This is a genomic window from Ammoniphilus sp. YIM 78166 (genome assembly GCF_004522215.1).
Classification (GTDB): domain Bacteria; phylum Bacillota; class Bacilli; order Aneurinibacillales; family RAOX-1; genus YIM-78166.
On the sequence record NZ_SDLR01000005.1, the window covers coordinates 307,372 to 320,151 of the forward strand.

General features: G+C 46.6%; 6 protein-coding genes and 1 pseudogene. All 7 read right to left on the reverse strand.

From position 1 onward, the window contains the following. Window positions 1–13: 13 nt before the first annotated feature. The 7 genes and pseudogenes from EIZ58_RS22675 to EIZ58_RS22700 all read right to left on the reverse strand — a co-directional run bounded on the left by EIZ58_RS22675 (window position 14) and on the right by EIZ58_RS22700 (window position 12,591). Window positions 14–1,963: a TRAP transporter permease gene (locus tag EIZ58_RS22675; RefSeq protein WP_167577892.1), complete on the reverse strand. Its 1,950-nt coding sequence runs from the start codon at window positions 1,961–1,963 to the stop codon at window positions 14–16. Window positions 1,964–1,996: 33 nt separating this feature from the next. Next, complete coding sequence (locus EIZ58_RS22680; protein WP_134703194.1) at window positions 1,997–3,004, reverse strand: TAXI family TRAP transporter solute-binding subunit; 1,008 nt, start codon at window positions 3,002–3,004, stop codon at window positions 1,997–1,999. Window positions 3,005–3,222: 218 nt separating this feature from the next. Beyond that, window positions 3,223–3,582, reverse strand: coding sequence for a DUF3870 domain-containing protein (locus tag EIZ58_RS22685; RefSeq protein WP_167577893.1), 360 nt, complete (start codon window positions 3,580–3,582; stop codon window positions 3,223–3,225). A gap of 644 nt (window positions 3,583–4,226) precedes the next feature. Then, window positions 4,227–5,519 carry a pectate lyase family protein gene (locus tag EIZ58_RS35235; RefSeq protein WP_370297800.1) on the reverse strand — a complete coding sequence of 431 codons (1,293 nt, stop codon included), beginning with the start codon at window positions 5,517–5,519 and terminating at the stop codon, window positions 4,227–4,229. Between the two features lie 21 nt (window positions 5,520–5,540). Next, a pseudogene (locus EIZ58_RS22690) lies at window positions 5,541–8,591 on the reverse strand (pectinesterase family protein); the annotation flags it as partial. 198 nt (window positions 8,592–8,789) lie between these two features. Then, on the reverse strand, window positions 8,790–10,277 hold the full coding sequence (locus tag EIZ58_RS22695; protein WP_167577894.1) for an extracellular solute-binding protein: 1,488 nt from the start codon (window positions 10,275–10,277) through the stop codon (window positions 8,790–8,792). Window positions 10,278–10,299: 22 nt separating this feature from the next. Then, window positions 10,300–12,591, reverse strand: a complete 2,292-nt coding sequence (locus tag EIZ58_RS22700) for a helix-turn-helix domain-containing protein (RefSeq protein WP_134703198.1) — start codon at window positions 12,589–12,591, stop codon at window positions 10,300–10,302. Window positions 12,592–12,780: the final 189 nt, after the last annotated feature.

The following is a 12,780-nucleotide window of genomic DNA, read 5'->3' on the forward strand; positions in this document are numbered from 1 at the left end:
GATCTTTCCTCCTTCATTCTTGATAAATATCTACTGCAGCTTTTTTATTCAGCTCGAATCGCTGTAAAAAATAGATGAAAAGCAATACGGTAATTCCAAACGTATCGGTGAGCAGTCCCGGCTTGATCATGCACAAGCCTGCAGTAAGCATTACGACCCTCTGCCATTTGGACAAAGGAGCAACGAGATAATTTTCTATTACGCAAGAAAGGATAATCACGCCAGTCATAGCCGATAAGCCAATGGATATTACCCCGATCCAGGTGTAATCCACAAATAAGATCTGGGGAGAATAGACGAACATATAGGGAACGATAAAAGCTGGCAGCGTTAGCTTTAATGCTTCCCAGCCAGTTTGGCTTGGGCTCCCTCCCGAAAGACCCGCTGCGGCATAAGCCGGAATAGCAACAGGAGGGGTCACATTTGCCATCAGCCCAAAGTAAAAGACAAAGAAATGAGCGGCCAGCAAGGGGACATCGAATTTAGCGATAACTGGGGCAGCAACCGTTGCCAATAGCACGTACGTGGCTACCGTCGGCAACCCCATCCCCATAAGGATGGAAATAAGCATCACTAGAATCAGCGTCAAGAGCAAGCTTCCTTGCGAAAAGTGTAAAATGTAGTTCCCTAGCGCAGAGGCTACACCTGTCAAGGTGGACACCCCAATCACCAAGCCAACGCTAGCAGTGGCAATCGCAACTGGCACAGTCCGTTTAGCACCAGTTTCAAGAGCCCACCGAATATCCTGAATCGACATGCGCGTATTTTTCCTTAAGGCAGAAACCAAAACGGTTAGAATAATCCCCCAAAACCCAACAAATAAAGGAGTATACTGCATCATCAGCAGGACGATAACCGCTAAAAAAGGAAGGAGGAGATGGCCTCTTTCTTTTAATGCCTCCTTTATTAATGGGAGTTCCTGTGCAGATAAGCCTCTCAACCCCAACTTTCTAGCTCGCAGATGAACCATGGTAAATACACCCGTATAGTAAAGTGCAACTGGAATGACGGCCGCTAGAATGATCGTGGAATAGGGGATTCCCAGATAATCCGCCATAATAAAGGCTGCAGAACCCATAATGGGCGGCATGAGCTGACCTGCAGTGGAAGCCGATGCTTCCACTGCACCCGAAAACTCCCTGGAGTACCCGATTCGCTTCATTAAGGGGATCGTAAAAGCTCCTGTCGTGACCACATTAGCGGCCGCACTTCCGCTAATGGAACCGAACAGCGCACTCGTCATTACCGAAACTTTAGCTGGTCCGCCAATGGTCTTCCCCGCCAGAGCAAGAGCTAAGTCTTGAATTAATAATCCAAGTCCGCTGCGCTCGAGGAACGTTCCGAAAATAATAAACAAAACAATATACGTAGCAGAAGTCCCTAAAGCGATACTAAAAAGCCCTTCCGGAATCATAAACAGATGATCGATAAGACGCTTAAAACTTGCACCTGAATGGGCGAAAATCCCGGGCATGTAGGGACCATAGTAAGCATAGGCCAGAAAAACCATCGCAATGATGGCAAGCTCTTTTCCCACAGCCCTCCTGACCGCTTCCAATACAAGAACGATTGCGAGGCTGCCCATGAAAATATCTACTTGATTAGGCATTCCTCCCCGCATCAGAATATCCTTATACTGGAACACTACGTACCCTACAGAAATGATAGAAAGCATTGCTAGAAGCATATCCATCCATGTAACGCGGTTCGTTTTGGATTTTCTCCTAGCAGGATAAAGAAGAAACACGAGAGCAAGCACAAACATTAAGTGAACGGCACGTTGCCTGATCGTTTCCAGCAAACCAAAACCCGCGGTATAAAGGTGAAAAACAGCCATCGCCAGGGACAAGGCGAGTATTACTGCTGCGAGGATACCTGCAGGGTTTCTAAAGGTCGATTCCGTGTCATACTTTTTCGAAACCTCCTCCTGCAACTCGCTGGATATCAGATCCGGATTTTTCATTGGCATTCCTCCTTAATGGCACAAGATTCACCTTTACTTTAGAACGCCCTTTTCACGATAGTACCGTTCAGCACCAGGATGGAGAGGGATGGATAGCCCCTTGACAGCGGTTTCAAGCGTCAGCTCCTTGAATGCATTATGCTGTGTCTGCAGGTACTCCAGATTGTCAAAAATATACCCGGTTAATTCGTATATCAATTCCTCATCCAAATCTTCCCGTGCAATTAGCATAACCTGAAGCATGACGGTATGGATGTCTTCCGGCTGATTTTGATAAGTGCCTGCAGGGATGGTTGCGGGCAAAAAGAACGATTCCCCTGCCGTTAATTTTGCAATGGCTTCAGGCTCCAGGGAAATCATTTTTGCCTGATTGGTCATAGTAAGTTCAACAAACGTTGAGAATGGATAAGGAACCAGCGCATTCAATCCATCTACTTGCTTATTTTTCATTTGGTCAGCACCAGCTGAGATCCCAATGTACTCAGGAATCAGATCATTTCGATCGGTATAGCTATAGCCGTGGGCATCATAAACAATCCGGGTCGTGTTTTCCGTTCCGCTGCTAGGACCTCCAACCACCATTTTTTTCCCTTTAAAATCCTTAAACGTTTCAATGCCTTTTTCCGGATGAACTACTTGCTGAAAGTATCCTCCATAGACTCCCGCTATAGCTCGGATCTCTTGGTTTGCTTTCCCCTCAAAGCTCTCTTCCCCATGAAAGGCCTGATGCGTGACAAGAGAATCCGCAATGGCTAAGTCCAGCTCTTTGTCTGCCATCAATAGAATGTTTTGCCCACCACCGGTAGTGGTTTGGGCAGAAGCCTTTATATTCCCTGTCTTTTCAGAAAACAATTGGGCGAATCCACTTGCCGCGGCGAAGAATACCCCACCCGTGCTTCCCCCGCCAATTTTCAAAAAGTCCGGCCGTCCTGCAGTTGAACCGCCTGAATCCGACGATGATGACAAATTCCCCCCGCTTCCGCAACCAATTAAACTTGCAGCCAAAACTGTAACTAGTAATCCAGACACCCATTTTTTCATATCAATTCACCCTCCTTATTCTTCTAACATCAAAACACCTTGTGCAACCATGATATTGATCCAATCCCACCCCCTTTCAAGATGAAAGAAAACAAAAAGACCCAACCGCCTAGTGGACATACTGCCACTAGATAGTTGGGCCTTTTGCTCATCAGTAACTTTTACACTAACTCCTTATAAGGGAGGCAATGGAGTAACCAATACAACAAACCCTGATGTTAAACGGATCCTATTGAATTGTTCATTTTAAGCGTGTAATTCCGAAAACGGTCATATGCGGAACGCAAAGCAACAAGAATGGCCTTTTGAGCTGGGCCCTGATAACGTTCCATTGAATTCATAATCTCATCAAATTCCTGTTCAAACGTTCTCCCGATTATTTGTGCCTTAATAAAATCAACAGCTAAGGGGCTGGCCAAGGTCACATGTGCATCCAGCACTTGTGAAGAGCGCATATCAATGATGAGCCCTACAGCGATATGCGGGTGTAGGTGGCCTACTGCAGTATTGACTGGAACACTTCCATTCCCGACAAAATATACAAGATTCGGGTCTCTCAGGGTATCAGTTGATAACATTTTTAGGACCTTCCTAGACATTTTTTCCCTATATGAATAGTGTCAATATTTGTTATTAGTTTAATATATTCTCCATTTCAGACGAAATTCCTTCTCCAAAAAAGAAAAAATTTATAATTATCAGTAATAATATAAAAAAGGATCAGATAGCTATAAATAGATTGGGGTTCTTACAATCACTCTCTCAACAGAATGGTTTAAATACCATCCATTCGTCCCGTGATTAATAGAATCCCAATAAATGCTACTTACACAGAGGAAGAATTGTACTAGGCCATATATCAGAAAGAGCAAGCTGAAAAGGAAGATAAAAGATAATAAATATCAACCCCATTCTCTAATTAAGAAAGTGGAGTTGATCGTTGTTCTTTCTCATTTAGATGGAAAAACACCACTTATTTAGATTAAAGGTGTCTGATTAACCTTGAATAGATGGAAAAAGACCACCTACTAAACTAGAAACCCATATATAAAGGAGGTCTAAAGTAGAATAGATGGAGAAAATCCAACTAACAGGACCATTTTACTATCATCTTTACTTAATAGATGGACTTTTTCCACTTACTCGAGTTTCACAGAAAAAGGAATTCAACACAAGAACAAACCCCGCCAACTTGTAGCGGGGTTTGTTCCCATGCATACCTTTACTTTGTACTCTTGCTCCCTGTTTGCTTACCCGATTGTAATTTTCCCGCTCCCGCTTGAGCCTGAACGATGCTTGGCACGTCGGCTGCTGAATCCATCGAAGTATACAAGGTAGGTGTCCAGTTCACGGGACTCAATGTTCCGTGGGCTTCCGCCAGGTTGACTTCCTGTCCGTTTACAACGGATCCTTCGTCGGTAAATTGAGTACCTCCCCATACTTGAACGATGGATGTTGCCGGTGTTCCTTCTGCGAGCGCAAAGTAGTTATTCTGGGAGTAAATCTTCGATTCATGTCCGACTCCAATGGAGTAGAGATAAGGGTACTGTTCGTGATTTTGCGACGCTTCATAAAGATTATTGTAAAGGTGAACTTGACCGTAACGTACCCGTGGTGCGCGCTGGGTCACATTCTTATAGTAATTGTGATGGAACGTGATTCTTTCTTTTCCTGCATCTGCGGTATAGCTGTCACTTCCTCCGACCAGCGTAGTCTTGTCATGGTCATGGAAGAAGTTATAGGAAACCGTGATTAAATCCGAAGCATTTGTAATATCCATAAAACCGTCATACTGTTCGTAATGCTTTCCAAAATACTCCAGGTTTCGATCTCGATGACCGCCATCCGTAAAGGTATTATGATCAATCCAAATATGTGTCGCGCCTTTCACTGTAATACTGTCAAACGCTGCATTCCAGTTTCCGGTGCTGCCGTCCGTCGGATCCCATTGCGGGAAATAATCGAACGTGTTCTCGAATTGAATGTTTCGGATAATGACATTATCCACATTTTGAATCATGAGGTTTCCGCCAAGAATCTTGGCGTTTGAACCAGGCAACCCTACAAGGGTCGTGTTGGAGCCGATATGAATCTGGATATTCTTTCCTTGGTTCTTTTCTGAAGCAGCACGAGCCGTTTCCAGCGATCCGGTCGGTACGGAATCTCTTCCCCATACAGCCGGATCATACGCCGCTAGGTAGGCTTCAAAATCATAGGCCGGATCCTGATAATATTCCTTCCCTACTGGCTGGTCTTGCTCATCTACATTCATATCGATCGTGCCTTTCACGTAGATGATCTTTGGTGTGGCGTTGGCAGCATTCTTGCTGTTATCTCCGCCTAAGGCTTGAATCAGTTCGCTGCGCTTAGTCACGATATGGATGTTGGATGGGTCGGCATTTGCTCCGCCAGTGGTTCCCGTCGTAAAGGAGCCCCAACCATCATTCACGCCAAGCGTCTGTTTGCCGATATCCGTTGTGCTTGTATCCAAGACATGAACCGTCACAGGTACCAAGAACTCGCCAAAGTGGAAGTGAAGCGTGGTTTCACCTTCTGGCAATTGCGCTAAGTAAAACGTTTTAAGGGTAATCATATTTCCGTCAACCGCATAATCGGAAGCTCGAAGTACCTTTTCACCGCTCGTGATGCGAGTTAAAGCATATCCGTTGTTTTGGACAGTTACTTCCAAATCAGCTTGGTTGGCTGTATTTTTATCAAAAGTCAAGGATGTGACGACGATGGCAGGTGACAACTGAACCTTCGGCATTACGACCGGAATGGAAGGATCCCATCCATCGAAAATTTGTGGAATCGTCATGCTAGCCTCTTCCCCTGTCAGTTGGGTAGCGATTTGTCGCGCGTAAGGCTTCGCACCAGGGCCATAGCTGTTATATTCCGAGAAAAAGCTTTCTTTGCAGCTTCCCGCACAAGATGTAGCCCAACCGGCATCGAGGAAGTTTTTCGAATCGATCAACGTATTAATGAAGCTCACTCTGGCATAATCCTTCCATGCCCGACCCAGATCATACAAACCTCGAGCCGAAGGATCATCTACGATCTGAGAATTCAGGAAGACATACCCTTTGTCCGTTGTATTTCTTTGCGCCCCGGCCGTGATATGTCCACCTCCACCGGTGTGGCTGACCAACACGAGCTTCACATTGTCCATCACCACCGCTGGAGCTTCCCCGAAGATGAAGTCAACATCCCCTTGGATGATGCTGTTGCGGAAGTAATGGCGTCCTTTTCCAGAAGGATTCAAGCCGTTATACAAGGTATCTTGGTAGCCTACTAATTTTACCGATTCAAATACCGCCATGTCGCTCTTGAGTGACACAGCAACCGCTTGGGCCACTTCCGAACGGGGGCCTGCACTGTTTTCTATCGTGAGATTAGTTGCGGTAAAATAATCTGCCGCGACGGCCACCGTTTGACTTAGGAAGGTGTTTCCAGTATGACCTGGCTTGCCTTGGGTCACCGCGGTACCGGCATAATCTCCATACGTGATGGTGGTCTTATCCATGCCTGCGCCGACGAGGCTAACATAAGGTCGATCGACAACTAGCTTTTCTGTATACGTTCCCGGTGCGATATAGATCACGGTTCTTTCCGTATTATTCGCCGGGATGCTATTCACAGCTGCTTGAACGGTGGAGAAAACTTGGATTCCATCTGCGTTTGCGTTCTTGTCTACCGTAAGCACTTTGGCAGGAAGAACCTTGGTTTCCTCTGAATCCGGGCTTTCCGCCTTCGGATTCACGGCAGATACCACATAATAGTACGTGGTTCCATTGGTAACCTTTGCATCCACAAACGATGTTTCACGTGTGGAAGCTAGGGTTTTATAGGGACCGCCGCTTGTCGAAGCTCTTTTTACATGATAGGAAACGGCACCAGCTGTACGCGGCCAAGATAGGCTTACGCTTCCTTCATCCGCCATTGCTTGAACCCCAACCGGTCTCCTTGGTGCACCAGGTACAGGAACGTAAGGCTTAGCCTGTTGCTGATTTGAGATCATGCTGACCTGTTCCGTATTAGCCGCCGTGACCACATAGTAATACACGATGCCATTCTCCGCTGTCGTATCCGAGAAGCTTGTCCCGTTCACATGGCTCAGCCCTTCATACGGCCCGCCGTTTACGGAGCTTCGTTTCACCTCGTAATGGGTTGCCTTGGCAACAGCGGTCCATTCCAAGTCCACCTTGTGGTTTCCAGGTACGACACTTGTTAATATAGGGGCGCCTATTGGTGCCGCGGGAGTAGCGGACAGCAACGCGGTCGAACCGAGTCCGCCGACATTTCCTGCCGAAAGCTCATAATAGTATTCCGTTCCGTTGGATAGCTTCGTATCCAAATAGGAAGTAACCGTAAGCTTATCTGAGTCGCCTTTCGTCAACGGGATGAACGGACCATTCGGCGTAGTGCTTCTCTGAAGCTTGTAGAAAGTGGCACCAGGCACCTCGTCCCAGGTTAACGTCAATTGACTGTCTCTGACTACAGCCTTAAAGTTTTGGATATCCGCCGTTGGGGGTTCCACGCTGTTCGGGTATCCCTCCGCTTCATTGGAGAAATCACTTTCCCCGTTGGCGCCCACAGCTGTTACTTTGTAATAATAAGACTGGTTGTTGGTCAACCCTTCCGTATCGGAATAGTGGTTGCCCGGCACCCCACTGGCAATCATGGTGTAGGCGCCGCCTTTGACATCGCTGCGATAGACATTGTAAGCGTCTACCCCGCTAGCCGCATTCCAAGTCAGCTCCACACGGCGGTTTGCACCTTCAGCCTTAAGATTTTGGGGCGTAGTGACGGCTTGTTCACAGACGATAATATTATCGAGATACAGGCTCCCGAGAGAAGATCCTGCCGTTCTGGCTTGAATCTTGGCAATATGGCTTACGGGATTGGAAAATTTCACATTGCCTTGGTATTCGCCATTAATATAGTAGTCCGCCGTATTGCTGTTGATGTCGGCCACATACTTCACGGTGTACCATTTGTTCGCTTCGATTTTGACGGGAGAAGACCCGACATTCAAGGATAGAGCGAGTTTGTTATTATTGTCCACTAACTCTAACGCATAAGAGTCGCCGATCACCTTGGGTTCCATGAAATCGAGCTGTGCGGTGATTCCCGTCTGGCCCGTTACCGGAGTAAATTCATAGACCACGCTTCCTCTACGACCTGCATTCGCGTTATCATTGACCCACAATACATTCGTCGAATTGCCCGCAATTTCCGGCGAAATATTGGAAGCAGGTGCCGTTTCCGTTGGCGAATACCAGCTATTGGTTCTCGATGCGAGATCCTTGGTGTTCACTACTGTCAAGTTATTGATCTCGGACTGTTCGAGAAGCGAGCTGTACCCAGGTGGGGTGACACCAAGCGTTCTGCTTTCGAAATCATCGTTAAGAATGAAAGCCTGGGTTTGGGTTTGCGATAGTTCTGTTTCATTCGCGTTATCAGACTGGGCGGAGTAATCAGATGAAACAACCGCTTCCTCTGCCTGTACATTCCCCACCATGGGAAGATTAGTAGCCAGCAAGAGCAGACAAAGTATCACGCGAATCATTTTCTTGATCTGGTGCATGTTGTATTAAACCTCCTTGTTATCTATCACTCAATAAATCTACCATTCTCTTACTCTATTACGCTCTGCACACTCCCCTCTTTTTGGACGCCCTTGGCCCTATTATCGATAGCACGTGCTCCTTTTGCTATAATCATCTGGTTGGATATCTCATGATTATTGGCCTTAGACCGCCGATGGAGACTGTAGAGAGTGTCATTACTTCATCTTTTCCTGATACGCCTGATTGATCTCCTCGATGATCCGGTCGCCGCCGTTGGCTCGCCATTCTTCCAATGCTCGCTCATATCCTTCTTCATTCATGACACCCAGGATAAAATCATACGTGGCTTCGGTAATGATTCTACTAAGAGCTTCGCCCCTTTCTGCACGAGTTGGGGAGAGAAGGCCGCTTGTAGGATCATGGACCACGATTTGCCTGTTATCCTCAATCAATCGGTAGATCTTCTTTTGAAGCTCACCCATGCTTCCTTGAGTCAGATACCTGATATCCGAGGTGCGAAAGGCGGTATTGTAGGCCTCCACTTCTTGCTTCCGAAGGTCTCTCGTATCGGGCGTTACCTTTGCCGCACCGTCTTCCGTCCTCACGTAATGCCGTCCCTCTATCCCATACGTGATGAGGTTGTTGACCTCCTCAGAAAGCAATTGGTCAAAGAATTGCAAGATCTGGCGAAGCTCGGTCTCTGTCTTGACACTGGTCTTGGGGAATAAATACAGCCCCCCCAAACCCGTTCCTCCCCATGTCCGCTCTCCTAATGGCCCCTTGATGCGATTAAGGATATCCACTTCCGCATGAGGATCCTGTTTCTTGACTCGATTGTTGGAGGAAAGAACCAGCAGGTTGGAAATCATCATCCCCGCTTCTCCCGAAGCAAAACGGTCTTCCTGCTGCGTTTTACTAGTTATCGTAAAATCTGGATTTATGATCCCTTCCTCATAAAGCCTCTTCATAAATTTCATCGCATTCCTATACTCTATGGTCATAAAATCTGGGGTCAGTCTGCCGTTCACCCATCCCCAATGGTTGGGAGCGCCAAAATACGTAGCGATGTTTTTAAAAGCCCCGTAAACTAAGTCATTGCGGTCAATCAGCCCATAGGTGTCATGTTTGCCGTTCCCGTCAGGGTCATGAATAGTAAAGGCTTTCAACACTTGATATAATTCATCAAGGCTTTTGGGCTCCTGGAGTCCCAGCTTAACCAACCAGTCCTTGCGGAATTGGATTCCTTGGCGGGACATCGGCAACTCCCAGTATAGACCGTAATACTTCCCGTAGTAGGCCCCGCTGTCCATGATCATGGGATTCATGAACTGATGGATGTTCGGATACTCATTTAAGTAAGGGCCAATCTCCCAAAACATTCCGGAGCGAATGGCGCCAACAACGGCAGGCTTTTGCAGATCAACCACTTTGACTTGGATGACCATAGGAAGGGTGCCTGTCGTCAAGGCAGATCTCAGTTTATCCGAGTAAATCGGATCGGGTATCCAATTCAGGGTTAGGCTTGTACCCGTTTTCTCTTCCAGGGCAAGCCGAAGCAGATCAGATGGGACTTCGTTGCTGTAAAGCGCCAGCATCATGGAGATTTCCGCTGGGGAGGAGTCCCGCTCTGCCTGCTCTCCCCCACATCCCACGGAAACCAGGATCAAAGCCAGGATGCAACTCATGACGAAAATCTTTCTCATGCCCTGTTGAAACATTGGTTTCTCACCCCTCACTCTCCATAAGTTGTAGACCTTGTGATTGAAGCTCGCGGTATTTGCCCGGCGGAACCCCTTCCCATTTTCGAAAGGAACGGATAAAATTTTGCGGATTCGTAAAGCGCAACCTTTCGGCTATCACTTTTACCGGCATGTCCGTCTCCATCAGCCATTTTTTCGCCATTTCATGACGATATTGAGAGAGATACACACTAAACGGGACATTCATGCTTTTCTTGAAAACCGTACTCAAATAGCTAGGGTTATAATGCAGCCGTTCGGCACAGGCTTCAATGGATAAATCCGTCTCAAATTCACGATGAATGATTTCCACCATCTCCTTGGAGACGTGAAGATGGCGTACTTCCGTACGTTCTTCGATCCCGATCAAAATCGGTTCAATTAGCAACTCAAGCATCCAACGCTCCCCCTCGTTCGGCAGATCAAGCGAGAACAACTCATCGAACAAGTTCTGCTGTCCGTTGATGAACAGCGGTTGAATGTTGTAGCTGTGAGCCAGTGTGGTTAAATTCATGAAAAGCCTCATGGCATTAAACTGCCGATCGTGAGGATGAGGGTTATTCTCGCATATTTCCCCGATTAACCGACGTAGCAAGCGCTTCGATTCCTCTCCATCCACCAGCTTAATCGCATCAAAAAGCTCTTTTTGAAGCGCAAAGGGATAAAAATAATGGAGAGGGTGATTTTCTCCTAAGTCCGCGAAGTCAATAATGGTTTGTTCGCCAAACCTTTTGCGTGAATGCAAGGCTTCTACCGCCTCTTCATAAGCTCGCGGAATCTGGCTCAACCGCTGGTGCGTTAAGCTGATTCCGATCTGAACCGGAACCGCCAGATGCTGGTTAATTTCTTCTTGTACCTGCTCTGCAAAAGCAAATAGCTCTCGGCGGAACGCTTCCACTTGCTCACCATGAGAAGTCATAATGGTAATTTGCGTACGGCCAATCACAATCGGCTGCATACGCTGATGTTGAGGAAGCCGATCAGCGATCAGCTTATTGACCGCAAACATGAACAGGTCCTCATCTTGAGAAAACGTATCCTTCCTCTCTATCTCTGTTGCCATAACAGCCAAATGGCAAAAGTCGCTGGGGATGCCAAATCGATCCATGCTTTCCGCCACTTCCTCTTCATGGGTCCCGCCCAGAACCAATTTAAGCATGAAGAAGGTTTTAAGCTGCTCGATCTGTCCTTGCAGCTGTTCTCTCAATTCTTGCTGGGTGCGGAACAGCCGTTGAACCTGGTCGCCAATCACGTGAATCTCATCCGTGTGCTTCGCTTTAGCAGGCTCTTCGAGCTGATCAGTAAGCAGCTGATACAGGGACAAGATTGGTCGCATCATTCGCCTGGAACCCATCCAGGACAAGAAAATAAAAAGAAGCAAAAGAACTGCGCATAAGGACAGCGTAAACCAGCCAATGCCATGGGACTGTTGATTCAGATGGGCCTTCGGAACAAGCGATACGTAGGTCCAGCCGTTAAAATCCGATTTACGATAGGTGGCTGTGTATTCTTGGTTATCCAACGAAATGGGCAATTGTCCCTCAGATGGAGTAAGTTGGACGAGCTTCTCACGAATCACGGCCGTATCCAGGGTGCCTCGTCCCTGCGTCCAAATCACGTTTTGATTTTCGTCCCATAAAAGCAGCGATTCGTGCTCTGAATCGAAGGAGATCTTATCAACAAGAGAACAAGCAGGAATAGTAATGACTGCCATACCGACAGGATCGAAAGCCGTTAATGGGAGTTTTTTCACGAGCTGGATTTCTTGACCACAACTCGCCTGAGTGGACGACCCATTCCTGGTATTCTCACGGACCAGCCACCGGGATGAAGAAGGGTGTTTCATCAGATGGACATAGTCCGGATCAAGCACATCACTCAAACGGTAGATCCCCTTGTTATTGAGGAACCAATGGCCGGCCGTACTGAACAACGTGATATCTGAAATGCCCGTGTCCATCCTCTGCAGATAATTCAGCTCAGATTTCAATTGATTAAAGAACTTAAATTCACGTGGGTCTAAAGGTTTGTTTATCACTTCCTGAACGGTGTAGGAACCTAGAAAATGAGTTGAGGAGTGATCTACCATCTTTAATATTTGTTCAACATGAGCCTGAACTTGAGCAACACTTAACTCTTTCTGAGCATTTACATTCTTTTGTACCACACCCGACGAATGAGTATAGAAAAAAAGACCTAATAAAATAACAGGCAGTGAAGTGATAGTAAAACCAAAAAGCATCAATCGGATAGAATATGAGATCGTACGGTCTTTCACTGGGGGCTCTCCTCCGCGAGGTTAGTAGAAAGAAAACGCTTTAAATCCATTGGAAGTTTAAAAAATATTAAAACAACAACAGCAAAAATAATAACGTTGTTATTTTGACTTTAATATAAAAGTTTCAAGCGATCAATATGTCTAATTTCACAAAATTTTAATAGTTTCAACGGCAAATTCCATAAAATA

Bases quoted from the DNA above. Each gene is read 5' to 3' on its own strand.
- EIZ58_RS22675 (WP_167577892.1), bottom strand. From the start codon at position 1,963: ATGAAAAATCCGGATCTGATATCCAGCGAGTTGCAGGAGGAGGTTTCG.
- EIZ58_RS22695 (WP_167577894.1), bottom strand. From the start codon at position 10,277: ATGAGAAAGATTTTCGTCATGAGTTGCATCCTGGCTTTGATCCTGGTT.
- EIZ58_RS22685 (WP_167577893.1), bottom strand. From the start codon at position 3,582: ATGTTATCAACTGATACCCTGAGAGACCCGAATCTTGTATATTTTGTC.
- EIZ58_RS22680 (WP_134703194.1), bottom strand. From the start codon at position 3,004: ATGAAAAAATGGGTGTCTGGATTACTAGTTACAGTTTTGGCTGCAAGT.